At 73.6% G+C, this 25105-nt stretch carries 28 protein-coding genes; 14 read left to right on the forward strand and 14 right to left on the reverse strand.

The features are described 5' to 3' along the window. Nucleotides 1–139: 139 nt before the first annotated feature. The 7 genes from AB0946_RS37580 to AB0946_RS37610 all read left to right on the forward strand — a co-directional run bounded on the left by AB0946_RS37580 (nucleotide 140) and on the right by AB0946_RS37610 (nucleotide 7299). Nucleotides 140–1180, forward strand: a complete 1041-nt coding sequence (locus AB0946_RS37580; RefSeq protein ID WP_366765216.1) for a tetratricopeptide repeat protein — start codon at nucleotides 140–142, stop codon at nucleotides 1178–1180. After that, the gene (locus tag AB0946_RS37585; protein WP_366765217.1) at nucleotides 1177–2202 is read left to right on the forward strand and encodes a polyprenyl synthetase family protein; all 1026 of its coding nucleotides are present in this window, start codon (nucleotides 1177–1179) and stop codon (nucleotides 2200–2202) included. The genes AB0946_RS37580 and AB0946_RS37585 overlap by 4 nt, the downstream gene beginning before the upstream one ends. A 91-nt stretch (nucleotides 2203–2293) precedes the next feature. Next, complete coding sequence (locus tag AB0946_RS37590) at nucleotides 2294–3253, forward strand: threonine/serine dehydratase (RefSeq protein ID WP_366765218.1); 960 nt, start codon at nucleotides 2294–2296, stop codon at nucleotides 3251–3253. A gap of 124 nt (nucleotides 3254–3377) precedes the next feature. Further along, a complete protein-coding gene (locus tag AB0946_RS37595; RefSeq protein WP_366765219.1) occupies nucleotides 3378–4958 on the forward strand; it encodes a protein kinase in 1581 nt (526 codons plus the stop codon). Between the two features lie 50 nt (nucleotides 4959–5008). Beyond that, complete coding sequence (locus tag AB0946_RS37600) at nucleotides 5009–5980, forward strand: LLM class F420-dependent oxidoreductase (RefSeq protein ID WP_366765220.1); 972 nt, start codon at nucleotides 5009–5011, stop codon at nucleotides 5978–5980. A 170-nt stretch (nucleotides 5981–6150) separates the two neighbouring features. Beyond that, the gene (locus tag AB0946_RS37605) at nucleotides 6151–6579 is read left to right on the forward strand and encodes an SsgA family sporulation/cell division regulator (protein WP_366765221.1); all 429 of its coding nucleotides are present in this window, start codon (nucleotides 6151–6153) and stop codon (nucleotides 6577–6579) included. Between the two features lie 114 nt (nucleotides 6580–6693). Next, complete coding sequence (locus AB0946_RS37610; protein ID WP_366765244.1) at nucleotides 6694–7299, forward strand: DUF2238 domain-containing protein; 606 nt, start codon at nucleotides 6694–6696, stop codon at nucleotides 7297–7299. Here the strand turns inward: AB0946_RS37610 and AB0946_RS37615 are convergent. The 5 genes from AB0946_RS37615 to AB0946_RS37635 all read right to left on the reverse strand — a co-directional run bounded on the left by AB0946_RS37615 (nucleotide 7296) and on the right by AB0946_RS37635 (nucleotide 12319). After that, entirely contained in the window at nucleotides 7296–7796 is a 501-nt protein-coding gene (locus AB0946_RS37615; protein ID WP_366765222.1) for a DUF6328 family protein, read from the reverse strand. The genes AB0946_RS37610 and AB0946_RS37615 overlap by 4 nt on opposite strands. Before the next feature lie 53 nt (nucleotides 7797–7849). Beyond that, complete coding sequence (locus AB0946_RS37620; RefSeq protein ID WP_366765223.1) at nucleotides 7850–8833, reverse strand: aldo/keto reductase; 984 nt, start codon at nucleotides 8831–8833, stop codon at nucleotides 7850–7852. Between the two features lie 12 nt (nucleotides 8834–8845). Beyond that, a complete protein-coding gene (locus tag AB0946_RS37625; protein ID WP_366765224.1) occupies nucleotides 8846–9472 on the reverse strand; it encodes a TetR family transcriptional regulator in 627 nt (208 codons plus the stop codon). Then, entirely contained in the window at nucleotides 9469–10941 is a 1473-nt protein-coding gene (locus AB0946_RS37630; protein WP_366765225.1) for an MFS transporter, read from the reverse strand. The genes AB0946_RS37625 and AB0946_RS37630 overlap by 4 nt, the downstream gene beginning before the upstream one ends. Before the next feature lie 181 nt (nucleotides 10942–11122). Beyond that, nucleotides 11123–12319 (reverse strand): FAD-dependent monooxygenase, encoded by a 1197-nt coding sequence (locus tag AB0946_RS37635; protein WP_366765226.1) that lies wholly within the window; start codon nucleotides 12317–12319, stop codon nucleotides 11123–11125. Nucleotides 12320–12658: 339 nt separating this feature from the next. Between AB0946_RS37635 and AB0946_RS37640 the strand changes: the two genes are divergently transcribed. Together AB0946_RS37640 and AB0946_RS37645 are read left to right on the forward strand one after the other, a co-directional pair. Continuing rightward, on the forward strand, nucleotides 12659–13036 hold the full coding sequence (locus tag AB0946_RS37640) for a tyrosinase cofactor (RefSeq protein ID WP_366765227.1): 378 nt from the start codon (nucleotides 12659–12661) through the stop codon (nucleotides 13034–13036). 35 nt (nucleotides 13037–13071) lie between these two features. Continuing rightward, nucleotides 13072–13893 (forward strand): tyrosinase family protein, encoded by an 822-nt coding sequence (locus tag AB0946_RS37645; protein WP_366765228.1) that lies wholly within the window; start codon nucleotides 13072–13074, stop codon nucleotides 13891–13893. Here the strand turns inward: AB0946_RS37645 and AB0946_RS37650 are convergent. Continuing rightward, nucleotides 13875–14615 carry a ribonuclease H gene (locus tag AB0946_RS37650; RefSeq protein ID WP_366765229.1) on the reverse strand — a complete coding sequence of 247 codons (741 nt, stop codon included), beginning with the start codon at nucleotides 14613–14615 and terminating at the stop codon, nucleotides 13875–13877. The genes AB0946_RS37645 and AB0946_RS37650 overlap by 19 nt on opposite strands. A 34-nt stretch (nucleotides 14616–14649) precedes the next feature. Beyond that, nucleotides 14650–15444, reverse strand: coding sequence for a VOC family protein (locus tag AB0946_RS37655; RefSeq protein WP_366765230.1), 795 nt, complete (start codon nucleotides 15442–15444; stop codon nucleotides 14650–14652). A gap of 128 nt (nucleotides 15445–15572) precedes the next feature. On the opposite strand from AB0946_RS37655, the gene AB0946_RS37660 reads away from it, so the two are divergent. After that, complete coding sequence (locus AB0946_RS37660) at nucleotides 15573–16478, forward strand: aminoglycoside phosphotransferase family protein (RefSeq protein WP_366765231.1); 906 nt, start codon at nucleotides 15573–15575, stop codon at nucleotides 16476–16478. Between the two features lie 22 nt (nucleotides 16479–16500). On the opposite strand, the gene AB0946_RS37665 is transcribed toward AB0946_RS37660, so the two are convergent. Continuing rightward, nucleotides 16501–16983, reverse strand: a complete 483-nt coding sequence (locus tag AB0946_RS37665; RefSeq protein WP_366765232.1) for a VOC family protein — start codon at nucleotides 16981–16983, stop codon at nucleotides 16501–16503. Nucleotides 16984–17140: 157 nt separating this feature from the next. Beyond that, nucleotides 17141–17554: a helix-turn-helix transcriptional regulator gene (locus AB0946_RS37670; protein WP_366765233.1), complete on the reverse strand. Its 414-nt coding sequence runs from the start codon at nucleotides 17552–17554 to the stop codon at nucleotides 17141–17143. Between the two features lie 263 nt (nucleotides 17555–17817). Here AB0946_RS37670 and AB0946_RS37675 point away from each other — a divergent pair, with 263 nt between their 5' ends. Further along, a complete protein-coding gene (locus AB0946_RS37675) occupies nucleotides 17818–18708 on the forward strand; it encodes an RNA polymerase sigma factor SigF (RefSeq protein ID WP_366765234.1) in 891 nt (296 codons plus the stop codon). Between the two features lie 72 nt (nucleotides 18709–18780). Here AB0946_RS37675 and AB0946_RS37680 read toward each other — a convergent pair whose 3' ends face one another. Together AB0946_RS37680 and AB0946_RS37685 are read right to left on the reverse strand one after the other, a co-directional pair. After that, nucleotides 18781–19260, reverse strand: coding sequence for an ATP-binding protein (locus AB0946_RS37680; RefSeq protein ID WP_366765235.1), 480 nt, complete (start codon nucleotides 19258–19260; stop codon nucleotides 18781–18783). Between the two features lie 201 nt (nucleotides 19261–19461). After that, the gene (locus AB0946_RS37685) at nucleotides 19462–19872 is read right to left on the reverse strand and encodes a hypothetical protein (RefSeq protein ID WP_366765236.1); all 411 of its coding nucleotides are present in this window, start codon (nucleotides 19870–19872) and stop codon (nucleotides 19462–19464) included. Between the two features lie 347 nt (nucleotides 19873–20219). Between AB0946_RS37685 and AB0946_RS37690 the strand changes: the two genes are divergently transcribed. After that, on the forward strand, nucleotides 20220–20603 hold the full coding sequence (locus AB0946_RS37690; protein WP_366765237.1) for a nuclear transport factor 2 family protein: 384 nt from the start codon (nucleotides 20220–20222) through the stop codon (nucleotides 20601–20603). Nucleotides 20604–20707: 104 nt separating this feature from the next. On the opposite strand, the gene mgrA is transcribed toward AB0946_RS37690, so the two are convergent. Next, a complete protein-coding gene (gene mgrA, locus AB0946_RS37695) occupies nucleotides 20708–21700 on the reverse strand; it encodes an L-glyceraldehyde 3-phosphate reductase (RefSeq protein WP_366765238.1) in 993 nt (330 codons plus the stop codon). A gap of 111 nt (nucleotides 21701–21811) precedes the next feature. Between mgrA and AB0946_RS37700 the strand changes: the two genes are divergently transcribed. After that, complete coding sequence (locus AB0946_RS37700; RefSeq protein ID WP_366765239.1) at nucleotides 21812–22720, forward strand: LysR substrate-binding domain-containing protein; 909 nt, start codon at nucleotides 21812–21814, stop codon at nucleotides 22718–22720. A gap of 145 nt (nucleotides 22721–22865) precedes the next feature. Continuing rightward, nucleotides 22866–23366: a DUF664 domain-containing protein gene (locus AB0946_RS37705; RefSeq protein ID WP_366765240.1), complete on the forward strand. Its 501-nt coding sequence runs from the start codon at nucleotides 22866–22868 to the stop codon at nucleotides 23364–23366. 23 nt (nucleotides 23367–23389) lie between these two features. On the opposite strand, the gene AB0946_RS37710 is transcribed toward AB0946_RS37705, so the two are convergent. Beyond that, entirely contained in the window at nucleotides 23390–24472 is a 1083-nt protein-coding gene (locus AB0946_RS37710; RefSeq protein WP_366765241.1) for an adenosine deaminase, read from the reverse strand. Nucleotides 24473–24519: 47 nt separating this feature from the next. Further along, the gene (locus tag AB0946_RS37715) at nucleotides 24520–24909 is read right to left on the reverse strand and encodes a VOC family protein (protein WP_366765242.1); all 390 of its coding nucleotides are present in this window, start codon (nucleotides 24907–24909) and stop codon (nucleotides 24520–24522) included. Nucleotides 24910–25105 lie beyond the last annotated feature (196 nt).

Genomic DNA, 25105 nt, shown 5'->3' on the forward strand with positions numbered 1-25105 from the left:
GATGCCGGGGGGCGGGCAACCCGCGTCGCCGTACCGGCGTCTTGATCGTCGACAGACCGAGCCCCGGCCCCTCGGGCCGGGGCACTTTTCCGAGACGCTATACACGCCATGTATACACTCGGTGTATAGAAGGGTACGCATGTACGGCAAGGCTTTCGCCCCGGAGTACCAGGGCACCCTGACCACCCTGTCCGTGAACTCCTCGCTGGTCGACGTGCTGGCCGCGGGCACCGAGCGGCTGCGCGAGGCCGAGCACGCCGGACGCCCCGGCGAGGCGGCGCGCTGCGGGCTCGCCGTCGCCGAGGCACACCGGCGGCTCGGCCAGGTGCGGGAGGCCGACCGCGCCTGGAAGGCGAGTTACCGCGCCGCCCGGGAGGCCGGCGACACCGCCGCGATGGCCTGGGCACTGTGGAGCGGGGGCACGCTCGCCCGGCAGCGCGGGGCCTTCCCGCTGGCCTGGCGGCTGCTGGGGCTCGCGGCCGAACTCGGCGAGCGCGGCGGGGACGTCGTCGTGCGCGGCTACTCGCTGGCCGGCCTCGCCGAGACCGGCCGCATCCAGGGCGACTACGCGGCCGTCGGCCGGCTGCACGAGCGACTGCTGGCCGAGGCCCGTGAGCGGGGCGAGGCCCGGCACACGGTGTGGGCCCTGGAGGGCATCGCCCAGATGCACCGCAACACCGGGGACTACGAGAGGGCGTACGCCCTGTTCGAGGAGGCGGCGGAGATAGCCGGCCGGGCCGAGGACCGGCGTGGGCACGCCTGGGCGCTGCGCGGACTCGCGGACATCCTCTCGGTGCGCGACGGCGCCACCGAGCGGGCGCTGGAGCTGCTGGCCGAGGCGGAGCGGACCTGCCGGGAGATGAACCTCTCCAGCGCGCTCGCCTACAACCACAAGATGCAGGGCAACGTCCTGTACCGCGCGGGCCGGTACGCCGAGGCCCGCGACACCTACGAGCTGGCGCTGAGCGAGTTCCGGGCGATGAGCGAACCGCGCGGCGAGGCGCTGTCCCGGCTGGGCCTCGCCAAGTCCCTCGCCCGGCTCGGCCGCGACCGCGCCGAGACCGCCGCCGAACTCGCCGACCTCGCCCGGACCCTGGAGCGCGGCGGGCTGCGGCACGCGCGGGAGATGGTGGCCCGGGCCCAGCGGGAGTTCGGACTCGACGCGGAGGGCACCCGATGACGGGGCCCGGCACGCCGGTGCGGGACTCCGCCCGGCACGTCCTCGCCCGCTGCCACGAGCTGGTGCGGCCGGAACTGCGGGACGCGGTGGGGCGGCTGCACCCGTGGGTCGCCGAGATGGCCGCGTACTCCTTCGGCTGGTGCGAGGTCGGCGGGGCGCCCGCCACCGCGCCGGGCGGCAAGGGCGTACGGCAGGCACTGGCCGTCCTCGGGGCCGAGGCGGCGGGCGCCGGCGGCCGGGCCGGGATCCCGGCGGCGGTCGCGGTGGAGCTGGTGCACGCCTTCTCGCTGCTGCACGACGACATCATGGACGGCGACGCGACCCGGCGCCGCCGCCCCGCCGTCTGGCGGGCCTACGGCACGGGTCCGGCCGTACTGGCCGGGGACGCCCTGTTCGCGCTGGCGGTCGACACCCTGGCCGCCCTGCCCGAGGGCCCCGGCGCGGTGCGGCTCCTCTCCCGCGCCCTCGCCGACCTGGTGCGCGGACAGGCCGACGACCTGCTGTTCGCCACCCGGCCCTGGACCGGCCCGGAGCGGGTGACACCCGAGGAGTACCGGTCGATGGCGGAGGGCAAGACCGGCGCGCTGCTGGGCTGTGCCGCGGCGCTGGGCGCCACGCTCGGCGGGGCGCCCGGGGACACCGCCCACGCGCTCGACCGGGCCGGCCGCCACCTCGGGATCGCCTTCCAGCTGGTCGACGACGTGCTCGGCATCTGGGGCGACCCGGCCGTCACCGGCAAGCCCGTGGGCGGCGATCTGCGGGAGCGGAAGAGGACGTTCCCGGTCCTGGCCGCGCTCGGCTCCCCGGTGGCGCGGCGGCTGCCCGCGCTGCTCGGCCCGGACGGGCACGCCGAGGAGGCCGCCGCGCTGATCGAGGCGGCGGGGGGCCGGACGGCGGCCCTGGCCGAGGCCCGCGCCCACACGGCCGCGGCACGGGAACTGCTCACCGCCGCGCCGCTGGCCGCCGGGGCCGCGGAGGATCTGACGGAGCTGCTGGAATCCCTGGTGGGCCGCGCGCTGTAGCCATGATCCGGAAGGGCGTTGACCTCCGGCCCCCCGGCGGGTGAAGGTGCGAGCGGCGCGGTCCCGATCCGCGCCGGAAGGGTGGAGCACCGTGATCGAGATCTCGGACATCGAAACCGCCGCCCGGCGGATCGCCGGGCACGTCGTGCGCACGCCGACGGTACCGAGCCCCGGCCTCGGCGCGCTGCTCGGCGTCCCCGTCACCGCCAAGCTCGAACTGCTCCAGCGCACCGGCTCGTTCAAGGCCCGCGGGGCCACCGCGAAGCTGCTGTCGCTGAGCGAGGCCGAGCGGGCGGCGGGCGTGGTCGCGGTCAGCGGCGGCAACCACGGGATCGCGCTCGCGGTGATGGCGGCGGCCCTCGACGTGAAGGCGACCGTGGTCATGCCGCGCACCGCGCCCGCCCGTTCCCTCGCGCTCGCCGAGGAGGCCGGGGCGGTGGTGCGGCTGACCGACGGCATGGACAGCGCCTTCGAACTGGTGACACGGCTCCGGGACGAGGGCCTGACCCTGGTCCACCCGTTCGACGACCCGGTCGTGATCGCCGGACAGGGCACCGTGGGGCTTGAGCTGGCCGAGGACGCCGGGGAGCTGACGGACGTCGTCGTCAGCGTCGGCGGCGGCGGTCTGATCGCCGGGGTGGCGGCGGCCCTGCGCGCCCGGCGGCCCGGGGTGCGCGTGTGGGGCGTGGAGACCGAGGGCGCGGAGGCGATGTCCGGCGCGCTGGAGGCCGGCGGTCCGGTGCCCGTCCCGCTCTCCTCACTGGTCACCACGCTGAGCGCGCCCTCGGTGTCACGGCTGACGTACGACCATGTGTCCGCGCTGGTCGAGGAGGTGCTGGTGGTACCGGACCGGGACGCGGTGCGGGGCTGTCTGGACCTCGCCGAGCACGCCAAGGTGTGGGCCGAACCGGCCGCGGGCTGTCTGCTGCCGGCGGCCCGGCAGGTACTGGAGCGGGTCGGCGAGGGGGCACGCGTCGGGCTCGTCGTGTGCGGGGGCAACACGACACCCCGGGAACTCACCGACTGGGCCGGCCGCTTCGGACTGCTGTGACGGCGCTGCTGCCCCTGCTTCACCGCCGGCACCGCGCCGTCACAGCTTTTGGGCGCGCCCCTGAACGCACCCCCGCTCGCCCCGCGTACCTCTGGGAAAGACGAGGCAGGGGTTTCAGCGAGGGATGACCATGGCCAAGGCGCACGTCTCCGCACACGAGTTGGTCGCCGGACGGTACCGGCTCCTGGAGGTCTTCTCCCGCGAGACGAACCGCCTGTGGTGGTACGCCGAGGACCTGGCGGCGCAGCAGCCCCGCCTCGTGGCGCAGACGGCCCTGCCGGAGCCCGTCGACCGGGACGCCGCGCGCCGCGTCACGGCCCGGGTCGTCCGCACCTCGGAGACCATGCGGCTGCTGCGCCCCGGCCAGGTGGCGGCGGTCGTCGACGCCGTGGTGGAGGCGGGCGCCCTGTGGACGGTCACCGAGTGGGTCGACGGCACACCCCTGGGGGAACTCCTCGCCCAGGAGGGCTCGTTCCACCCGGTGCGGGCGGCCCGGCTCGGCCTGGAGCTGCTGGACGTGCTGGAGGCCGCGCACGACGAGGGCGTCACCCACGGCGAGCTGAGCCCCGGCCAGGTCTTCGTGCGGGACGGCGGCCCGGTCGTCGTCACCGGGTTCGGGCTGGCGGGCGCGACGCTCGTGCCCCGGCTGACGGCACCGTCGTACGCCTCCCCGGAGCAGGCCCGCGACGAGCGCATCGGCCCGGCGGCCGACCTGTGGGCGCTGGGCGCGCTGCTCTACACGATGGTGGAGGGCCGGCCGCCGTTCCGGGACCGCGGCCGGCCCGACGCCACACTGAAGGCGGTGGACCGGCTGCCGCTGCGCACCCCGCTGCGCGCCGGGCCGCTCACCCAGGCCGTGCAGGGTCTGCTGCGCAAGAACGCGCGGGAGCGGCTGACCCGGCCGGTGGTGCGCGAGGCGCTGACCCGGGCGCTGCGCGAGGACACGGACGCGGAGCGGCCACCGGCCCCCGAGCCCCGGGTGCGCGGCGCGTACCGGGCCGTGCGCCACCCGGGACCGCTGCGGGGCGGACGGGCCCTGATCGCCGGTACCGCGCTGGCCGTGGTGACCGTGGCCGCCGTGGCGGCGCTGGCCGCGTCCGGTGCGCTGTCCTCCGGCACGGACACGGCGGGGGCACCGCCCCGGGCCACCCCGTCCGGCCCCGCGGCCCGGCAGCCCGGCGGCGCCACACCCACCTCCGCACCCGCCCCGGCCCCCTCCTCGAAGCCGACGGCCGCCCTGCCGGCCGGTTACCGTCGGTACATCGCGCCCGAGGGCTTCTCGGTGGCGCTGCCCGGCGGCTGGCGGCGGCTGACCACCTCCCGGGTGTCCGGCCTGGCCTACCGCGTCACGTTCGGCCGGGGCGGCGGCTCCCCCACGCTCGCCGTGACCTACAGCGAGCGCGTCGGCCCCGATCCGGTGGCCGTCTGGCGGGACGACGTCGAGCCCGGGCTGAGGAAGCTCCCCGGTTACGGCCGTGTCGGCGCCGTGCGGGCGACCACGTACCAGGGCCGCCGCGCCGCCGACCTGGAGTGGCTGGCGGGCTCCGGGGACGCCCGGGCGCACACCTTCGGGCGGGGCTTCCTGCTGGGCGGGGCGCGGGGCTTCTCGCTGCGCTTCACCACCCCGGCCGCGGCCTGGGACGACGCGGCCAACCGGCTGGCGCTGAAGACGTTCCTCGGAACCTTCCGCACGCCGCGGGAGTGACACGCGCGGGTGGGCCGTTTTCCGGGCGCCGAGCCGGGGACTCGCACCCTATGGTGCAAATCGGATACACGATGATGACCGAGCAGGCAGGTCCCCGGGATCTGGTGGACCACGTGGTGAAGGCCGAGGAGGCGGGTTTCGACTTCTCGGTGATCTCGGACCACTACTTCCCGTGGCTGCGCTCGCAGGGACACGCCTCGTACGCGTGGAGCGTGCTGGGCGCCGCCGCCCAGGCCACTTCGCGGATCCCCCTGATGACGTACGTGACCTGCCCCATCCTGCGCTACCACCCGGCGATCGTGGCGCAGAAGGCGGCGACCGTGCAGTTGCTGTCGGAGGGCAGGTTCCGGCTCGGCCTGGGCGCCGGGGAGAACCTGAACGAGCATGTCGTGGGCGGCGGCTGGCCGCCGGTGGACGTGCGTCACGAGATGCTCGAAGAGGCGGTGCGCATCATCCGGGCGCTGTTCGAGGGCGGCCATGTCACGCACCACGGGGAGCACTTCGACGTGGAGTCGGCACGGCTGTGGGACCTGCCGGAGCAGGCGCCGCCGATCGGCATCGCCGTCTCCGGCGACCAGTCCTGCAAGCTGGCCGGCCACCTCGCCGACCTGGTGATCGCGACCGAGCCGAAGGCGGGCCTGCTGGAGGCGTTCGACCGGCACGGCGGCAGCGGCAAGCCCCGGGTCGGCCAGCTGCCGGTGTGCTACGACCCCGACCGGGAAACGGCGATCAAGCGCGCCCACTCCCAGTTCCGCTGGTTCGGGCTCGGCTGGAAGGTGAACGCCGAACTGCCGCACCCGGACTCCTTCGAGGCCGCGACCCAGTTCGTGACCGAGGACGACGTCGCCTCCTCCATCCCCTGCGGCGACGACCCCGACGCCTTCGTGGAGGCCGTACGGCCCTACGCGGAGGCCGGGTTCGGGGAGGTCGCCCTGGTCCAGATCGGCGGTGACTCACAGCCCGAGTTCCTGGACTGGTCGGCGAAGACCCTGCTGCCGGCGCTGCGGGAGGCCTTCGCCTGACGGCGTGCCGCCGCGCGGCACGCCTGCCACGTGCGCTCCCGGGCCGGGCGGCCCCCGCTGCCGTCCGGCCGTGCGGAGCGCCGTCTTTCGGATTCAGTCACACGGGTGAGCATTCCGGGCGCAGCGGGGGTACTAGAGGGCTCTACGCCTATTGTCCCGGAGGCCCCCGCGTGAAGTCGTTCGTGCACAAGACCCTGGTGGTGCAGCTCCTCGCGCAGGGCACCGGCAGGTGTCCGGTGCTGGCCCACCTCAGCTACGACGCCGACGACCCGTTCGCCGTCAGCGCCGTCTTCGCCCACGACGGCCGGGTGCTGGCCTGCTGGCGGCTGGACCGGCAGATGCTCGCCGACGGACTGACCGGGCCGGTCGGCGTCGGTGACGTCCGGATGCGCCCGGAGGCCACCGGTCCCTGGCACGAGCTGCGCCTGGAGTTCCTCGGGGACATCCGGCCGGACGGCGGCCGGCACCACGCGGTGGTGTTCGCCTGGGCGCCCGCCGTCGCCGCGTTCCTGCGCGAGACCCACCAGATCGTCCCGCCGGGCCGGGAGCGGATCGCGGTGGACGAGCTGCTGGCGGAGATCCTCTCCGCGGCTGAGTAGCCGTACTCATGCCGGCCGTCCCCGCCGGGCGCCACCATGGGCCTCCTACGACCCCCAGTCAAGGAGCCCGCCGTGACCGCAGTGCACCCCGCCCCGCTCCGCGCGCCGCGCCGCGTGCCGCCCGCCCTCTTCGCCGGCGTGGTGGCCGTCGGGCTGGCCGTGTCGGCGTGGGGCGCGCGCGACCGCACCACCTGGTTCCTGGAGACGGTGTGGGCGCTGGCCGGGCTGCCCCTGGTCGTACTGCTCTGGCGCCGCTTCCCCCTGACCGGACTGCTGTGCGCACTGCTGACCGCGCACGCGCTGGTCCTCGCGGTCGGCGGCCATTACACCTACGCGCAGGTCCCGGCGGGCGACTGGGTGCGCGACGCGTTCGGACTCGAGCGCAACCCGTACGACCGGTTCGGCCACCTGGTGCAGGGCTTCGTCCCGGCCGTGCTGGTCCGTGAACTGCTCAGCCGCACCTCGCCGTTGCGCGGCAGCCGCTGGCTGGCGCCGCTCACCGTGTGCGCCTGCCTGGCGTTCAGCGCCTGCTTCGAGCTGCTGGAGTGGCTGGCGGCCGAGATCGGCGGGCACGGCGCGGACGCGTTCCTCGCCACGCAGGGCGATGTGTGGGACACCCAGTGGGACATGTTCTGCGCCCTGGTCGGGGCGGTGCTCTCCGTGCTGCTGCTCAGCAGGACGCACGACCGGCACCTGGCGGCCCTGGCCCGCCGGTCCTAGGTGTTCTCGTCCGTCCGCGACGTGTGGCGGCGGCGGGCCCACAGCGGCAGGCCGTACCAGCACAGCAGGTACCAGGCGACGACGGCCGTCACGAGGTACGGAACGTAGCCGTCGTGGGTGGCCACCCGGAGGATCAGCAGCAGGGACGACGTCATCGTGGCGAGCAGCAGGACCAGGCCGACGAAGGTCATCCGGGACGCCAGCCGCACCGCCTGCGGCTTGACCCGGCGGCCGGAGACCAGGCGGTGCAGGGAGACCGGTCCGATGAGGGCGCCGGTCGCGCAGGCGCCCAGGACGACGGTCACGATGTAGATCACCTGGTCGACGGTGGCGAGCTTGCCGTACTTCGGCTGGAAGACGACCGTCAGCAGGAAGCCGAACAGGATCTGTACGCCCGTCTGCGCCACCCGGACTTCCTGGATGAGCTCGCCCCACATCCGGTCGGCCCGCTCCTCCTCGGTCTCATTCCGTCCCCTGCGTCGTCCTGCCTCCGTCATGCGGTTGCGTGTAACCGCCCGGTCGTTCCTTCAAACGGTCCGCGTGCCCGCGGCTACCAGCGGCGCTCGACCTGGTCCTTGATCCGGCGTTCGTAGAGTTCGCGGATCGCGGCCGAGGTCTGCGGCGGCAGCGGCGGCAGCTTGGCCGCGGCGGCGTTGGCGCGGGCCTGTCCGGGGTTGCGGGCGCCCGGGATCACGGTGGTCACGCCGTCCTGCTCGATGATCCAGCGCAGCGCCAGCTGGGCCGGGGTGTACCCCTCCGGGGCGAGGGCGGCGAACTCGGCGGCGGCCTCGACGCCGGTCGCGTAGTCGACGCCGGAGAAGGTCTCGCCCTGGTCGAAGGCCTCGCCGTGCCGGTTGTAGGTGCGGTGGTCGTTGGCCGCGAACACGGTGTCCTTCGTGTACTTGCCGGACAGCAGCCCGGAGGCGAGGGGCACGCGCGCGATGATGCCGACGCCGGCCGCGCGGGCGGCGGGCAGCACCTCGCACAGGGGCTTCATCCGGAACGGGTTGAGGATGATCTGCACGCTCGCCACGTTCGGCCGGGCGATGGCGGTGAGGGCCTCGGCGCAGGTCTCCACGCTCACGCCGTAGGCGGCGATCCGCTCCTCCTCGACCAGCGTGTCCAGGGCGTCGAACACCGCGTCCGAGGAGTAGACCGGGGTGGGCGGGCAGTGCAGCTGCACCAGGTCGATGCGGTCGACGCCGAGGTTGCGGCGCGAGCGATCGTTCCAGGCGCGGAAGTTGTCCAGGACGTAGTTCTCCGGGACCTGTTCGACCCGGCGGCCCATCTTGGTGGCCACCAGCACGTGCAGATCGGGCCGGCCGCGCAGGAACGCGGCGATGGTGGCCTCGCTGCGCCCGTCGCCGTACACGTCGGCCGTGTCGAAGAAGGTCACCCCGGCCTCGGCCGCCGCCTCCAGGACGGACAGCGCCTCCTTGTCGTCCACGTCGCCCCAGTCGGCGCCCAGCTGCCATGTGCCGAGCCCGACCACCGATGCCCACTGTCCCGACCTGCCGATTACGCGTTCGTCCATGGCGTCAGTCTGTCATCCGGCCGGCGGCCCCGCGCCGCCGGCCGCCCCGGCACCGGGCGTCAGCTGGGCCTGGACGGCGGGCCCGTAGCGTTCGGCGAGGTCGTCGGCGTCGGTCTCGCGCACGTGGGGGCCACGGGCGATGCCGTACATCACGCCGAGGCCGACCAGGGCGGCCACGGCGAGTTCGGCGCGCAGGCCCGCGTCGGCGCCGGTGAGCCGGGCGGCGAGGCGTTCGGTGACCTGGGCGCGGAAGTTGGCGCGCAGGACGTCGCCGTGGTCGCCGTGCAGCGGGGCGAAGACGATGCGCAGCAGCGGGTCGGCGCCCCGCTCGCGCTGGCTGGACACGACGTGCCGGACCATGTGCCGGCCGAGCGCGTCCAGCGGCGCGTCCAGCAGGGCGTCGGCGTCGGTGTCGAAGGACATCACGCGGGCGAACAGGGCGTCCTTGTTGCCGAAGTACTTCAGGATCAGCGGCGGGCTCACCCCGGCGCGCTCGGCGACGGCCCTGAGGGTGATGTCGGCGTGCGCGTGCCGGGCCAACAGGTGGCGGGCGGCCCTCAGGATGGCGGCCTTGGTGGCCTCGGCGTCCCGGCGTGCGGGTGCGGGCGCCTCGGCGGGCGGCGTGGTCATGGTCCTCATGCTCCCTCCATCGCCTCGTCGCGGGCGCCCCGGGTGCCGCCGCGGGCCCGCCGGGCGCCGGGCGCGGGGCCGTCGCCGGGGATGGACAGAGCGGCCGCGCAGGCCGCGAGGGCGACGGTGCCCGCCATGGTGAAGGCGAGCTCGTAGCCGTGGAGGCTCGGTACGGGGACGCCGCCGAGGGGGCTGCTGTGGTGGACGAGGACGGCGGCGACGGCCGCGCTGGAGACGGCCTGGCCGATGGTCCGCATGAGGACGTTGACGCCGTTGGCGGAGGCGGTCTGGGCGGCCGGCACGGCGCGCAGGATGAGGGTCGGCAGCGCGGAGTAGGCGAGCGTGGTGCCGGTCGCCACCACGGTGGCCCCGAGGATGATCATCCACAGGTCGCGGCTGTCGGCGATGCGGAGCGCGTACCCGCAGGCGATGACGGCGGCGCCCAGCGCGAGCGTGATCCGGGGGCCGCGCGCGGCGGAGATGCGGGCCGACAGCGGGGAGAACAGCAGCATGGTGACGCCGCCGGGCAGCAGGCAGAGGCCGGTGGCGACGATGGACAGGCCGAGGCCGTAGCCGGTGGCCTTCGGCGCCTGCACCAGCTGGGCGGTGACCAGGGAGTTGGCGTAGAAGGCGAACCCGGTCAGCAGGGCCGCCACATGGGACAGGCCCACCCGCGGCCGGGCGACCAGCCGCAGGTCGACCAGGGGCCGGGCGGTGCGCAGTTGCTGCAGGCACCACAGGGCGAGCACGACGGCCGCCCCGAGGAACAGCCCGAGGACCCGTGCGCTCCCCCAGCCCCAGGTGCCGCCCTGCGAGACGCCCAGCAGCAGGCAGACCAGGCCGGCGGCGAGGCCGAGGGCGCCGAGGACGTCGAACCGGCCGGGTTCCCGCACCGGCGACTCCTTGACCGCCCACCAGGTCGCCGTGACGCCCGCCGCGCCGAGGGCGCTGGTCAGCCAGAACATGGTGTGCCAGTCGGCGTACTGCACGACCAGCGCGGCGAGCGGCAGGCCGAGCGCGGCGCCGATGCCGACGGTGGAACTCATCAGCGCCACCGCCGAGCCCCGGCGTTCCGGCGGGAGTTCGTCGCGCAGGATGCTGATGGACAGCGGGACCACGGAGGCGGCGGCGCCCTGGAGGGCGCGGGCGGCGATGAGGACGCCGATGTCGGAGGAGAGCGCGCACATCACGGAGCCGACGGTCATCAGCGCGAGCGCGGCGGTGAGCACCCGGCGCTTGCCGTACATGTCGCCGGCCCGGCCGAGGACGGGGGTGAGGACGGCGCCGGAGAGCAGGGTCGCGGTGACCGTCCAGGAAACGGCGGCGGCCGACGCGCCGGTGAGCCGGGGCAGGTCGGGCAGGAGCGGAACGACCACGGTCTGCATGACCGCCATGAGGATGCCGCCGGACGCCAGCACGGGAATGGTGAGCCGGTCGCGCAGCCGGGAGGGCGGGGATATCGGGGCGGGCTGGTCCATCGGCGCTCCTGCGGGCGGCACGGTGACGAGGTGAATGCCCATTCACCTTATCGGGTGAATGGGCATTCACCAACGTTCCCTGGGCCGAACGGGGAGCCGGCGTGCAGCGGACGCGGTGGTGCCGCGCCTCCGCGAAGCCCCCACGGGGGGCGGCGTATTGCTCGACGGCGGCCCGGCAGACCTAGTCCCGCCGGGCCGTCGCGCGGGCGTGCAGGGCGCGGGCGGCACGCGGGCCGAGCCAGCGCTTGAGCCGGCGCAGCGCCTCCAGCCGTCCGGCCGCCTTGTCCAGGCCGTAGTAGAGCTGGGGCGGGACGTACGGCAGCAGGGGCGAGTGCCGCTGGCCGAGCAGGGCGAACATCCGGTGCGGGGGCAGGTGGATGTAACGGGGCAGGTTCTCGTACCACTGGGCGCTGTGGCGGGCCGCGCTCTGCACGGACAGCAGTTCGGCCTGGCGCCGGCGCTGGTAGGCGGCGAGGGCGTCGGGCAGGGCGGCGTGCGCGCCCAGGGCCTCGGCGAGGCACATGGCGTCCTCCAGGGCGAGGGTGGTGCCGGCGCCGATGGAGTAGTGGGTGGTGTGGGCCGCGTCGCCGAGCAGGACCACGTTGCCGTCGTGCCAGGTCTCGTTGGTCACGGTGCGGAAGGTCAGCCAGGAGGCGCCGGGGCGCGCGGTCAGGGGGTGGCCGTCCAGGATCCCGGCGAAGAGTTTCTCCAGCAGGGCGATGCCCTGGTCCTCGTCGGCCCGGTCCAGTCCGAGGCCGGTGAAGGTCTCCGGGGAGCACTCGACGACACAGGTGCTGTGCTCGCCGCTGTAGCCGTAGCCGTAGGCCCAGATCCAGCCGTGCTCGGTCTGTGTGAAGGCGAAGGTGAAGGCGTCGAAGACCTTGCTGGTGCCGAGCCAGATGTAGGGGTTGCGGCCGGCGGTGATCCGGGTGCCGAAGTGACCGGCCCGGCGGGTGCGCAGGGCGCTGTGCACGCCGTCGGCCGCGACGACGAGGTCGGCGCCGGCGGGCGGGTCGGTGGGTTCGCCCTCGTACTCCAGGCGGACGCCCAGGGCGCGGGCCCGGGTGGCGAGCAGGTCGAGCAGGCGGTGGCGGCCGATGCCGAAGCCCTCGTCGCCGTGGTGCCGGGTCGTCAGGTCCCCCACGTGGGCGACGCCCTCACTCCAGCGGAAGGAGTGCTCCTCGATCGCCCGCGCCGAAGCGGGGTCGTGGGCCTGGAGCTTGTCCAGCAGGCCGCGCCAGTACGTGACGCCCCAGCCGTAGGTGGAGCCCCGCGGATTGCGTTCGTGGACGGTGACGTCACGGGCGGGGTCCTGCCGCTTGAGCAGGATGGCGAGGTACAGACCGGCGGGCCCGCCTCCGACACAGACGACCTTCACGCGCACACCCCTGACAGTCACCGAACGTGGTCGATTGACATCGCAGGGTAGCAGGGCCATGGGCCCGCCGGATCGCGTCAGTCTGGCGCGGTGAGCCGCGCCACCGGGACGGACGGCGGCCGGGAAGGATCACCGGGAAGCCGGTCGGCCCGGCAAGGAATTCCCCGTTCCGGTACGGATCGGACGGCCGTCACGGCAAGATCATCCTGGTTCAACTCCGTACCACATGTAACCGATTGTCCGGATCACGGCCAACCGGTTCCCACCGATTTCTTCCCCTCCTCGACGTCCCGGTAGGCATGCGTCGTCACCACCGGACCGCTCCTCAGGAGGACCCGCATGCCCGGCATCACCCGGCGTCACGCGCTCACCGCGGCAGCCGCCGTCGCCGCGACGGCCTCGGCCGCCATCGTCGCCGCACCCGCCGCGACGGCCGCGGGCCGCCGCGCGCCCGCCGCACCCGACTCCTTCGACGAGGTCTACAGGGGCCGCCGGATACAGGGCGGTCCGGCGAGCGGCGGCGGACACCACCACCAACACGGCGGCGACTACGCCGTGTTCGTCGACGGCGTGCGGCTGCACGTGATGCGGAACGCCGACGGCAGCTGGATCAGCGTCGTCAGCCACTACGCCCCGGTGGCCACCCCGCGCGCCGCGGCCCGTGCCGCGGTGGAGGAGCTGCAGGGCGCGCCGCTGCTGCCCTTCGACGCCAACTGACCGCCCCGCCGAGTACCTCCGGAGCACCGCGCACCATGACCGTACGCAAGAACCAGGCCACCCTGACCGCCGACGAGAAGCGCCGGTTCGTCGCCGCCGTCCTCGAACTCAAGCGCACCGGGCGCTACGACGACTTCGTGCGCACGCACAACGCGTTCATCATGGCGGACACCGACACCGGCGAGCGGACCGGCCACCGCTCCCCCTCCTTCCTGCCCTGGCACCGCAGGTTCCTGCTCGACTTCGAGCAGGCGCTGCAGTCGGTGGACTCCTCGGTCGCCCTGCCCTACTGGGACTGGAGCGCCGACCGCACGGTGCGCGCCTCGCTGTGGGCACCGGACTTCCTCGGCGGCACCGGGCGCGGCGGCGACGGCCGGGTGATGGACGGGCCGTTCGCCGCGTCCACGGGGAACTGGCCGGTCAGCGTACGGGTCGACGGCCGTACGTTCCTGCGCCGTTCGCTCGGCACGGGTGTGCGCGAGCTGCCGACGCCCGCCGAGGTGGAGTCGGTGCTGTCGATCGCGACGTACGACACGGCCCCCTACAACAGCGCCTCGGACGGCTTCCGCAACCACCTGGAGGGCTGGCGCGGGGTCAACCTGCACAACCGCGTCCACGTCTGGGTCGGCGGACAGATGGCCACCGGGGTCTCCCCCAACGACCCGGTGTTCTGGCTGCACCACGCCTACGTCGACAAGCTGTGGTCGCAGTGGCAGCGGCGCCACCCCGGTGCCGCCTACGTGCCGGCGGGCGGCACGCCGGACGTGGTGGACCTGAACGACACCATGAAGCCGTGGAACACGGTGCGCCCGGCGGACCTGCTGGACCACACCCGGTTCTACACGTTCGACGCCTGATCAGCCTCGGCGGTACGGCACTCCGGGTGGCCCCAGCCCTGCGCGTTCTTGGCGATCTTCTCACCGGCCGCGTACGACCGGCCGCACAGGCACCGGCCGGCGAACTTCGCCTTGATGGTGCGGCCGGACGCGGTGCCGCCGGTGCGTGAGGACGCGGTGCCGCCGGTGCGGCGGGGCGCCTTCCTGCGCGCCGCGCCGGCCCCGGCCGGGGTGTCGGGCGACGGCGGGGGTTCCGGGGAGCCGAGCGCGCTGCCGGCCGCTTCCTGGACGGAGGCCGCCTGGCTGGCGGCGCGGTCGGCGAAGTCGTTCAGCGGGTCGCCGTCGGCCTGGTGGGCGGGGACGTAGCGGAACTCGACGGACCGGCCGCCGAGCAGTTCGTCGATGCGGACCACCAAGTCCTGGTTGGCGACGGGCTTGCCGGCGGCGGTCTTCCAGCCGTTGCGCTTCCAGCCGGGCAGCCAGGTCGTGACGGCCTTCATCGCGTACTGGGAGTCCATCCGGATCTCCAGCGGCACGTCCGGGTCGACGGCGGCGAGCAGCCGCTCCAGGGCCGTCAGTTCGGCGACGTTGTTGGTGGCCCGGCCGAGCGGGCCCGCCGCCCACCGGGCGGGGGTCCGCTCGTCGTCGTCCGAGACCACCCACGCCCATCCGGCCGGTCCGGGGTTTCCCTTCGAAGCCCCGTCGCACGCGGCCACCACACGTTCACGCATGCGCCCGATCATGCCATGGCCGTGCGGGGCGCTCTTCCGTGCCCGGTCAGACCTCCCTGACCTTCGGCATCTCGCCCTCGGTGGTGGTGATGTCGATCACCGAGAGGTTCGCGCCCTGCGGGTCGCTGAGCGCGGCGAACCGGCCGAAGGGGCTGCTCATCGGCCCGAAGCGCAGGATCCCGCCGAGCTTGACGGCCCGGTCGACGGCCGCGTCGCAGTCGTCGACGGTGAAGTAGACGTTGATGTACGACGGCACCTCGGGCGGGAAGTCGTCGGTCATCCGCATCCGGCCGAGGACGGTGTCCTCGCCGACGTCGAACATCCGGAAGTCCACCGCGTCGTCCTCGATCTCCTTCATCCGGTACGGGAAGACCGCGGCGAGGAAGGCGTCCGTCTGTTCCGGCTCCCTGGTGAAGACCTCGGCCCAGCAGTACGCCCCCGGCGTGGCCGTCGCCTCGAAACCCTCGTGGGTGCCCGCCTGCCACACGCCGAACACGGCTCCGCTGGGCTCCCGGGCCAGACACATCGTGCCGAAGTCACCGACCTGCATCGGCTCCATCAGCACCTCGCCGCCGTTCTCCCGGATCCGCTCCGCGGTGGCCGCGGCGTCCGGCGAGGCGAAGTACAGGCACCACTGCGACTGGCCCTCCTGACCGGGCATGGGCGGGACGACCGCCGCCACCGCCCTGCCGTCCACATAGGCCTGGGTGTAGTTGCCGTACTCCGACGACGACTCGCCGAAGGTCCAGCCGAGGACGTCGCCGTAGAACCGCTTGGCTCCCTCGACGTCACTGAACATCGCATCGGCCCAACAGGGCGTTCCCTCGGGTTGCACGGCCATGCTGGCGGCCCTCCTGAAGTGGTGTGGCTCGTTTGTTCACGCTAGCCACCGGGGGTGCGGCCCGCGCGCCGAGCCGGCAGCCGCAATTCGGTCGACACCGGGGCCCGCGGTCCGCTGTGATGAGTGCGATGAACACGGTCGAGATGCGCGAGGGCGAGGTTGGTGTCGACGCACCGCTGGTCGGCCGGCTGGTCGCCCGGCAGTTTCCCGAGTGGGCGGCGCTGCCCGTACGGCGCCTGGACTCCTCCGGCACGGAGAACGCCATGTTCCGCCTGGGCGACGGCCTGGTGGTGCGGCTGCCCCGGCACCCCGGCGCCGTCGCCGACGTGACGCACGAGCAGCGCTGGCTGCCCCGTCTCGGCCCGCAGCTGCCGGTGCCCACGCCGGAGCCGGCCGGGCTCGGCGCGCCCGACGAGGACTTCCCGTGGCCCTGGTCGGTGTACCGCTGGCTGGACGGGCGGAACCCGGTCGCCGGCGCCGTCGCGGAGCCGGAGCGGCTGGCCGAGCGGCTCGGGGCGTTCGTGGCCGCGCTGCGCCGGATCGACCCGCGCGACGGGCCGCCCGCATCCCGGGGTGTGCCGCTCTCCTCCCGCGACGAGCCGACCCGGGCCGCGCTGGCGCGGCTCGACGGGCTCACCGACCGGATCGACACCGCGGCCGTGGCCGCCCGGTGGGAGGAGGCGCTGCGGGCCCCGGACCACACGGGTCCGCCGGCCTGGGCGCACGGGGATCTCTCCCCGGGGAACGTGCTGGTCGACGGGGGCGGGCTGAGCGCGGTCATCGACTTCGGCTGTGCCGGCGTCGGCGACCCGGCCGTGGACCTGATCGTGGCCTGGAACCTGCTGCCCGCGTCCGCCCGGGACACCTTCCGCGAGGCCGTCGGCGCCGACGACGCGCAGTGGGCGCGCGGGCGGGGCTGGGCGCTGTCGATCTCGCTGATCCAGCTGCCGTACTACTGGCACACCAACCCGGCCCTGGCCGAGAACTCCCGGCACGTGATCGCCGAGATCCTCGCCGAGGCCGGGCCACGGTGACGGCGGCCCGCCGGACCTCCCGCTACTCGCCGGCGTACGCCTTCTCCAGCGCGGCGACGTCCAGCTTGCCCATGCCCATCATGGCCCTGGTGGCGCGCGCGGCCTTCTCCGGGTCGGGGTCGGCGACCATGTCGAGCAGCCGGGCGTAGACGACCTGCCAGGACAGGCCGTACTTGTCCTTGAGCCAGCCGCAGGGTCCCCCCTCGCCGCCGTCCTCGGTGAGCTTCGTCCAGTAGTGGTCGATCTCCTGCTGGTCGGAGCAGAGGATCTGGAAGGACACCGCCTCGTTGAAGGTGAACTCGGGGCCGCCGTTGAGCGCGACGAACCGCTGGCCGTTGGCCGTGAACTCCGCGGTCAGCACCGAGCCGGCCGGTCCGGGACCGCCCTCGGGCCAGCGCACGACGCGCCCGAGGGCGGCGTCCTTGAAGACCGACACGTAGTGGTGCGCGGCCTCCTCCGCCTGGCCGTCGAACCAGAGACACGTGGTGAATCCGCCGGTGGTCATGAGCGCCTCCTGGGGGCGTGGACGAGGGGTGGAACCGGGCGTGGAACGCCGTCGTACACAGGGAGACCGCTCCCCCGCGCGAAACTCATCGGTCCACCCGCGACCGCCGGGGAAGGCCCGGCCGCGAACAGCCGGCCGGGCCGCCGCCGGCATCCGGTCAGGCAGCCAGGCAGAGCCCCTGGTACGTCCGGTCCGGCGCGGTGGCGGGCCGGTGCGGTACGGCGGCGGGCCGGCGCCGCTCGGCCGTGCGCCGGGTCAGCTCCCCGTGCGCCAGCGACAGCAGGTCGCCGAGGCCCAGGCCGAGCGCGTGGGCCGCGGCGGCCAGCACCTCGGACGATGCCTCCTTGCGCCCCCGCTCGACCTCCGACAGGTAGGGCAGCGAGATCCGGGCCGCGTCGGCCACGTCCTTGAGCGTGCGCTCCTGCGCCCGCCGCTCCCGGCGCAGCACCTCGCCGACCAGATCACGCCACAGCGGCTCCCGGGGCACGGGGTCGCCGTCCGGCACGTCCGGGCGGCCGGGCGCCGGCCGCAGGGGGATCACTCGGGCTTCCTCGCTCAGCGGGTTGCTCATCCCGTCAGCCTAGGAGCGGTAGGCTGACGGGCAAGGGCGCGGCGTTCCGCCCTCAGGGAAACCCGGCCCGCACCGGCTGTTTCGCGCCACTTGCGGGCGACGCACGCATGCGTGCCGTAGCCGGGGGTACTCGCGCCGTGAGCGGCTCCGCGGGAGGAATGACCCGCCGTACATCGGGTACCCGCGGAGACGTGACCTGTATCCGGGGGCCGACCGGCTGCCGTGCAGGCAGACGTCGAACCGTGACTTTCGTGGGAGAGGCAATGACAACCGCCGCCGGGATCCGGTCGCAAGCAGAGGTCGCCGAGCAGACCGAGCAGGACAGGACGGGCGAAGGATCACTGCCTGGCATCGCGGACCCCGCGTCCGTCGCCCCGCGGGACGCACGGGAGCTCTCCCGCCAGTTCTTCCGCCGGCTGACCGAGCTGGAGGAGGGGACGCACGAGTACCAGTACGCGCGCAACACCCTCATCGAGATGAACATGTCGCTGGTGCGGTTCGCGGCCGGACGGTTCCGCGGCCGCGGCGACGACATGGAGGACATCGTCCAGACCGGCATGGTCGGCCTGATCAAGGCCATCGACCGGTTCGAGCTGGCACGCGAGGTCGAGTTCACCTCCTTCGCGCTGCCGTACATCGTCGGCGAGATCAAGCGGTTCTTCCGGGACACCACCTGGGCCGTCCATGTGCCGCGCCGCCTCCAGGAGCTGCGGGTGGAGCTGGCCAAGGCCAGGGAGGAGCTGTCGAGCCGGCTGGACCGGGACCCGACCGTCGCCGAGCTGGCCACGTTGATGAACCTCTCCGAGAAGGAGGTGGTCGAGGCTCAGCTGGCCTCCAACGGCTACAACTCCGCCTCCCTGGACGCCGCGCTCACCGGCGACGGCCCCGAGGACGGCGAGGCCGTGCTCGCCGACTTCATCGGTGTGGAGGAGGAGGGCCTGCGGCTCGTCGAGGACTTCCACGCGCTCGCCCCGCTCATGGCGGAGCTGAGCGACCGGGACCGGCAGATCATCCACATGCGGTTCGTGGAGGAGGCCACCCAGGCCGAGATCGGCGAGCGGCTGGGGTGCTCCCAGATGCACGTCTCCCGGCTGATCAAGCGGATCATCACCCGGCTGCGGCAGGGAATGCTGGGCGAGCTCGGCTGCGCCTGACACTCGGTCGGGCCGGCGCCCAGGCACCGGCCCGACTTCTCGTTCCTGCCGCCACGTCGTCGACGTCCCGGTTCAGCCGGCCGTCGGCCGGGCATCGCCCTCGCGCCGCAGCGGGAAGACGGCGCGCACGCGTTTACCCACGGGCACCCGCTCGACGGTGACCTCCGAGGCCAGGGCGTGCACGATCTCCAGCCCGTGCCGTCCGACGCGCTTGGGGTCCTTCGGGTAACGGCGGGGCAGAGCGGTGCTGCTGTCGTACACGGACACCGCGACCGAAGCGTCCGTGCCCTCCAGTTCCAGGATGTACGGGCCGTTGCTGTGCTGGTCGGCGTTGGTGACCAGTTCGCTCACCATCAGCAGCAGCTCGCCGTCGGCCCGGCCGTCGGCGGTGGCACACCATTCGGTGCGCAGCTGCTGCAGGAACTGGGACGCGAAAGCACGTGCCTCTGCGATGCATCCGGGTTCGCCGGTGTAGTGCGCCGCGCGCCGCAGCGGCTCCACGGGTACGTCGAAACCAGTCGGTATCACTGCCCCGCCCAGGTGATTGATCATGCTGTCTCTCTCGAAAACCCGGTCCGGCCGGTCGCTGTTGCACCAGTCCTCGTACCCCGAGCCCGGCCCGCCAGTCCACCTGATCCGTTCGCCCACCGCGCACAGTGGTGAGGGTCACGGCGCACGCTTCGCACGCGGGGCCGGGAGGGACCGGGACGACGGCTCACTTGCCCGGCGCGGCGTGACCGGTCCGGCGAGCGCTCAGGCGACGGGTACCACGAGGGCCGGCACGGTCCGCTGCATGCGCAGGGCGTCGACGGACTCCGCGAGCAGCTCGTACTCGGTCGTGTCGTCGCCGGTCGCGATCCGCACCAGCCTCCCCGCGGCCAGCTCGTCGGCGACCAGCTCCTGCTGGGCCGGGTCGCCGCACCACGCGCGCAGGACGGCCGGCACGTCGGGCACGGTGTCCGCGACCGGGACGAGCGCGCTCGGCGGGAAGTGCCCGGCCTCGGGCCGCGGGTCGAGCCGGTCGGCGATCCAGTTGGCGCGGTCGCGCAGCCACCACAGGGCGAGGGCCAGGGTGGGCGCCCGGTAGGTGCCCAGGGGCACTCCGATGCGCTGCCCGTCGCATGTGCCGTACGCGGTGACATGGCACAGGAACTCGTCGTGCATGCGCACTCCCCGTCGCGTCGTTCGCCTGGCGGCTGGCCTCGCTTTCGGTGCGGCTCGTCTGCGGTGCGGCCGTGTGCGGTGCGTGATCGGGACCTCGCTGGAAGTGAAGTCCTCACAGTCGAGTATGTTCACTACTGAACCACTGTCACCATGTCTTTTTGGCCAGTCTCTTGGCATATTCCGCGCCCGTTCTGGCCGAAATGCGGCGGGCCGGCCCGCACCCCGGCCATGACCCCGGAGGTAATCGACCCGGCACCCGCTCCTCCCGCATGGTGGTCACACCGGATCGGCGAACCCCGCATCCGGGACCTGACCAGCACGGACGACCTCGATGGAGGAGCTTCGCCATGACCGCGCACACCGACCGTCACGAGAACGCCGCGGCCCGTTACTTCGAGGCCTGGAACGCCACCCGGCGGGAGGACATCGAGAAGGCCGTCGCGGCCGCGTGGACCGAGGACGGCGGCTACACCGACCCGCTCGTGGAGGTCCGCGGGCATGAGCAGATCGCGGCCGTGATCGCGGCGGCCCACGAGCAGTTCCCCGGCTTCGTGTTCCGTCCGCTCGGCGTGGTCGACGGCCACCACGACACCGCGCGTTTCGGGTGGGAGCTGGTGAACGAGCAGGACGGCTCGGCACCGGTGGCCGGGTTCGACGTGGTCACGCTGGACGACGAGGGCCGCATCCGGCAGGTGCTGGGATTCCTGGACCGGGTTCCGGCGGACGCCTGACCGGGCCGGCGCCGCCTCCGCAAGGGCATCGGGGTGACGGTACGACGCGGGGGGGCGGCCGCGGTTCGTCGCGGCCGCCCCCCGTACCGTCGGGCACTACGGCGCTACGGCCGGACGATCGCGTCGATCCGCGCCAGCTCCTCGGCGTCGAAGTCGAGGTTGCCGATGGCCGCGACGCTGTCCTCGATCTGCCGCGGGCTGCTCGCGCCGACCAGGGCGGACGTCACCCGGCCGCCCCGCAGCACCCAGGCGAGGGCGAGCTGTGCCAGGGTCTGGCCGCGGGACTTGGCGATCTCGTCCAGCGCCCGCAGCCGGCCGACCAGGTCCTCGGTGACCGCGTCCGAGTTCAGGAACGGGCTGTCGCTCGCGGCCCGGGAGTCCTCGGGGATGCCGTCCAGGTAGCGACCCGTGAGCAGACCCTGCTCCAGCGGGGAGTACACGATGGAGCCGACCTGGAGCTCGTCGAGGGCGTCGAGCAGGCCCTCGTCCTCGGGACGCCGGTCGAGCATCGAGTAGCGCGGCTGGTGGATGAGGAGCGGGGTGCCCAGTTCGCCGAGGATGCGGGCGGCCTCGCGCGTCTGCTCGGCGGAGTAGTTGGAGACGCCGACGTAGAGGGCCTTGCCCTGCTGCACCGCCGTGTGCAGGGCACCCATCGTCTCCTCCAGGGGAGTGTCCGGGTCGAAGCGGTGCGAGTAGAAGATGTCGACGTACTCCAGGCCCATCCGCTTCAGGCTCTGGTCGAGCGAGGACAGCAGGTACTTGCGCGAGCCCCACTCACCGTACGGGCCGGGCCACATCAGGTAACCGGCCTTGGTGGAGATCACCAGCTCGTCGCGGTAAGCGGCGAGGTCCGCCTTGAGCGCCTCGCCGAAGGCGGACTCGGCGGCGCCGGGCGGCGGGCCGTAGTTGTTGGCGAGGTCGAAGTGGGTGACGCCGAGATCGAAGGCGCGGCGGAGGATGGCCCGCTGGGTCTCCACGGGCCGGTCGGGCCCGAAGTTGTGCCACAGGCCGAGCGACAGGGCGGGGAGGTTCAGGCCGCTGCGTCCGGTGCGCCGGTAGGGCATGTCGGCGTAGCGGTCGGGGTGTGCGGTGTACAACGCGACTCCAGAGGGGTTGGCACACGATCTACCGGTGCCACTCTTCCCCGGGCGGCGGGCAGTGGTCCAACAGAAGAATCCGATGGAATTCAGCGGATAGGCTTCTCAATCATGGAACTGCGCCATCTCCAGCACTTCGTCGCGGTCGCCGAGGACCAGCACTTCACCCGGGCCGCGGAACGCCTGATGGTGTCCCAGTCAGGCCTGTCGGCGTCCATCCGGGCACTGGAGCGGGAGCTGCGGGCGCCGCTGTTCGTACGGACCACCCGCCGGGTGACGCTCACCGAGGCCGGGCGCGCGCTGCTGGGGGAAGCCGAACGCATCCTGGCACAGGTGCGCTCCGCGCACGAGGCGGTGGCCGCGGTGCAGGGTGTCCTGCGGGGCACGCTGGCCCTCGGCACCGAGCAGTGCATCGCCGGGGTGCACGTGGCCCGGCTGCTGGCGGCCTTCCGGGGGCGGCACCCGGACGTGGAGATCCGGCTGCGGCAGGCCGGCTCCGGCGCGCTGGCCGAGGAGGTCGCGGCCGGGCGGCTCGACCTGGCCTTCGCCTACCGCACCCAGGCCGACACCGACCAGCTGCGCTCGGTGTCCCTGACCAGCGAGCCCATGACCGTACTGTGCCACCCGAGCCACCGGCTGGCCTCCGCCCAGGCCGTGCTCGGGCCGGAGGATCTCGCCGGTGAGGTCTTCGTCGACTTCCACCCGGACTGGGGTCCGCGCCGCACCACCGACGCCGCGTTCGCCGCGGCCGGCGTCCGGCGCACGGTCGCGCTGGAGGTCAACGACGTGCACAGCCTGCTGGACCTCGTGGACGAGAACCTGGGGATCGCCGTCGTGCCCCGGCACTTCCGGCACAAGCGGCCGGCGCTCACCGCGCTCCCGCTGAAGGGCGCGGGCGAGCCGGAGTACGAGACGGCCGCCCTGCTGCCGCCGGAACGGGCCACGAGCCCGGCCGCGCGAGCGCTGGTCACACTCCTCGAGACGGGAGTCCTGGCCACGCCCGCGGACGAGCTGCGGTGACGTTCGCCGGCGAGGTGCGGTGACGGCCGCCCGGAGCCACGCACGCAGGGCCGGCCCGGCGTCGTCTCCCGGCGGGAGCCGCGGGGCCTGTGCGGAAACCGGGTTCCGGGCGCATGCGCGCCGGTGATGCGCGATGGTGGACGGTATGCATGCGAAGGACATCCTCATCGACGGCTACGGCCGCATCCGGGAAGAAGTCCATGCCGCCCTCGACGGCCTCGGCCCGGACGAGCTGCACCACCGCCCGGCCCCCGGCGCCAACTCCGTCGCCTGGCTGGTCTGGCACCTCGCACGGGTGCAGGACGACCACATCGCCGACGCCTTCGACCTGGACCAGGTGTGGCTCGCGCAGGGCTGGGAGAAGCGTTTCGGTCTCGACCTGCCACGGCACGACACCGGGTACGCGCACACCCCCGCCAAGGTCGCGAAGGTGCGGGTGGAGTCGGCGGACCTGCTGACCGGGTACTACGACGCCGTCCACGAACAGACCCTCGGCTGCCTGCGCGGGCTGGCCGCCAAGGATCTGGAACGCGTCGTGGACGAGCGCTGGGATCCCCCGGTGTCCTTGGGGGTGCGCCTGGTGAGCGTCCTGTCCGACGACCTCCAGCACGTCGGGCAGGCCGCCTACCTCAGGGGGCTCCTCTGATGCTCCTCTGACAGGGCCCCTCGTCACACGAGCGCTGACGCGTACCCCGGCAGGACCACGTCCTCGATGAGGGCGTTGCGCTCGTCGAACGGGATGAAGGCGCTCTTGAGGGCGTTCACGGTGACCGTGCGCAGGTCCTCGGCCGTCCAGCCGGCCTCCTCGACCAGCAGGGACATCTCCCGGGTCATCGTCGTCCCCGAGACCAGACGGTTGTCGGTGTTGAGGGTGACCCGGAACCCGAGGTCCTTCAGGGCCGTGATCGGGTGCTCGGCGATCGAGGTCGCGCAGCCCGTCTGGAGGTTGGAGGTCGGGCACATCTCCAGGGCGATGCGGCGGTCGCGCACCCAGGAGGCGAGACGGCCGAGCTTGCCGGCCGCGAGGTCGGGGATGTCCTCGGTGATGCGGACGCCGTGGCCGATGCGCTGGGCGCCGCAGACCTGGACGGCCTGGTGGATGCTGGGCAGGCCGTGCGCCTCGCCGGCGTGGATGGTGAACGGGACGCTCTCGCGGCGCAGGTGCTCGAAGGCTTCGAGGTGGTCGGCGGGCGGGAAGCCGTCCTCGGCGCCGGCGATGTCGAAGCCGACGACGCCCGCGTCGCGGTAGGCGACGGCCAGGTCGGCGGCCTCGCGGACCCGGTCGAACATGCGCATGCCGCACAGCAGGGTGCCGACGCGGACCGGAGTGCCCGCGGCGGCCGCCTTGGCCATCCCGGCGGCGAGACCTTCCTGCACGGTCTCCACCACCTCGCGCATGGTGAGCCCGCCGCTCGTGTTCAGTTCGGGGGCGTAGCGGACCTCGGCGTAGACGACGCCGTCGGCGGCGAGGTCGAGGACGTACTCCTCGGCCGTGCGCAGCAGGCCCTCGCGGGTCTGCATGACGGCGAGGGTGTGCTCGAAGGTGGCTATGTAGCGGACCAGGTCACCGGAGTTGGCGGCCTCGACGTACCAGGCGGCCAGCTCGTCCGGGTCGGTGGTGGGCAGTGTGTGGCCGACCGCGGCCGCGAGCTCGACGACGGTGGCGGGGCGCAGGCCGCCGTCGAGGTGGTCGTGCAGGACGGCCTTGGGGAGCCGGCGGAGGGTCTCGGTGTCGATGCGGGACGCGGTCATGGGCGTTTCGTTTCCTCGGGTCCTGGGGCAGGTGGTGCGGTGGTGGGTCAGTGGCCGGCCGGCTGGAGCAGGTCCCAGCGGTTGCCGTACAGGTCCTGGAAGACGGCGACCGTGCCGTACGGCTCGTGGCGCGGCTCCTCCAGGAAGGTCACGCCGGCGGCGGTCATCCGGGCGTGGTCGCGGGCGAAGTCGTCGGTGTGCAGGAAGAAGCCGACGCGCCCGCCGGTCTGGTCGCCGACGCGGGCCCGCTGCTCGTCGTCCTTCGCACGGGCCAGCACCAGTCCGGGTCCGTCGCCTCCCGGCTCCACGACGACCCAGCGCGAGCCGTCGGGGCGCGGGGCGTCCTCCACGAGCCGGAACCCGAGGGCTTCGGTGTAGAAGCGGACGGCCTCGTCGTAGTCGTGCACGACGAGGGTGACAAGGGCGACGCAACGCATGGCGACCTTCCGGTGGGGGTGGTTAGCCGGTGAGGTTATACGTAAAACTAACGTGACGCCAGTCCCGGTCTACGCGCGTTGCGGTGGGGCGTGGGGGGCCGCGGGGCGCCCCCCGCGGGGGGGGGGGGGGGGGGGCCGCGCGGGAGGGAGAGGGGGGGGGGTGGGGAGAGGGGGGGTGAGGTGGGGGTGGTATGGG

Origin of the sequence: Streptomyces sp. NPDC046870 (assembly GCF_040704595.1) — a bacterium.
In the GTDB taxonomy this organism is placed as follows: Bacteria; Actinomycetota; Actinomycetes; order Streptomycetales; family Streptomycetaceae; genus Streptomyces; species Streptomyces argyrophylli.

What these genes read in the sequence shown, in the direction of transcription:
- AB0946_RS37670 (WP_366765233.1), bottom strand. Translation starts at nt 17,554, where the DNA reads ATGAGCAACCCGCTGAGCGAGGAAGCCCGAGTGATCCCCCTGCGGCCG.
- AB0946_RS37640 (WP_366765227.1), top strand. Translation starts at nt 12,659, where the DNA reads ATGCCCGGCATCACCCGGCGTCACGCGCTCACCGCGGCAGCCGCCGTC.
- AB0946_RS37615 (WP_366765222.1), bottom strand. Translation starts at nt 7,796, where the DNA reads ATGACGGAGGCAGGACGACGCAGGGGACGGAATGAGACCGAGGAGGAG.
- AB0946_RS37650 (WP_366765229.1), bottom strand. Translation starts at nt 14,615, where the DNA reads ATGATCGGGCGCATGCGTGAACGTGTGGTGGCCGCGTGCGACGGGGCT.
- AB0946_RS37710 (WP_366765241.1), bottom strand. Translation starts at nt 24,472, where the DNA reads ATGACCGCGTCCCGCATCGACACCGAGACCCTCCGCCGGCTCCCCAAG.
- AB0946_RS37705 (WP_366765240.1), top strand. Translation starts at nt 22,866, where the DNA reads ATGCATGCGAAGGACATCCTCATCGACGGCTACGGCCGCATCCGGGAA.
- AB0946_RS37690 (WP_366765237.1), top strand. Translation starts at nt 20,220, where the DNA reads ATGACCGCGCACACCGACCGTCACGAGAACGCCGCGGCCCGTTACTTC.
- AB0946_RS37685 (WP_366765236.1), bottom strand. Translation starts at nt 19,872, where the DNA reads ATGCACGACGAGTTCCTGTGCCATGTCACCGCGTACGGCACATGCGAC.
- AB0946_RS37655 (WP_366765230.1), bottom strand. Translation starts at nt 15,444, where the DNA reads ATGGCCGTGCAACCCGAGGGAACGCCCTGTTGGGCCGATGCGATGTTC.
- AB0946_RS37585 (WP_366765217.1), top strand. Translation starts at nt 1,177, where the DNA reads ATGACGGGGCCCGGCACGCCGGTGCGGGACTCCGCCCGGCACGTCCTC.
- AB0946_RS37675 (WP_366765234.1), top strand. Translation starts at nt 17,818, where the DNA reads ATGACAACCGCCGCCGGGATCCGGTCGCAAGCAGAGGTCGCCGAGCAG.
- AB0946_RS37630 (WP_366765225.1), bottom strand. Translation starts at nt 10,941, where the DNA reads ATGGACCAGCCCGCCCCGATATCCCCGCCCTCCCGGCTGCGCGACCGG.
- AB0946_RS37680 (WP_366765235.1), bottom strand. Translation starts at nt 19,260, where the DNA reads ATGATCAATCACCTGGGCGGGGCAGTGATACCGACTGGTTTCGACGTA.
- AB0946_RS37665 (WP_366765232.1), bottom strand. Translation starts at nt 16,983, where the DNA reads ATGACCACCGGCGGATTCACCACGTGTCTCTGGTTCGACGGCCAGGCG.
- AB0946_RS37595 (WP_366765219.1), top strand. Translation starts at nt 3,378, where the DNA reads ATGACCATGGCCAAGGCGCACGTCTCCGCACACGAGTTGGTCGCCGGA.
- AB0946_RS37625 (WP_366765224.1), bottom strand. Translation starts at nt 9,472, where the DNA reads ATGAGGACCATGACCACGCCGCCCGCCGAGGCGCCCGCACCCGCACGC.
- AB0946_RS37715 (WP_366765242.1), bottom strand. Translation starts at nt 24,909, where the DNA reads ATGCGTTGCGTCGCCCTTGTCACCCTCGTCGTGCACGACTACGACGAG.
- AB0946_RS37600 (WP_366765220.1), top strand. Translation starts at nt 5,009, where the DNA reads ATGGTGCAAATCGGATACACGATGATGACCGAGCAGGCAGGTCCCCGG.
- AB0946_RS37580 (WP_366765216.1), top strand. Translation starts at nt 140, where the DNA reads ATGTACGGCAAGGCTTTCGCCCCGGAGTACCAGGGCACCCTGACCACC.
- AB0946_RS37700 (WP_366765239.1), top strand. Translation starts at nt 21,812, where the DNA reads ATGGAACTGCGCCATCTCCAGCACTTCGTCGCGGTCGCCGAGGACCAG.
- AB0946_RS37645 (WP_366765228.1), top strand. Translation starts at nt 13,072, where the DNA reads ATGACCGTACGCAAGAACCAGGCCACCCTGACCGCCGACGAGAAGCGC.
- AB0946_RS37660 (WP_366765231.1), top strand. Translation starts at nt 15,573, where the DNA reads ATGAACACGGTCGAGATGCGCGAGGGCGAGGTTGGTGTCGACGCACCG.
- AB0946_RS37620 (WP_366765223.1), bottom strand. Translation starts at nt 8,833, where the DNA reads ATGGACGAACGCGTAATCGGCAGGTCGGGACAGTGGGCATCGGTGGTC.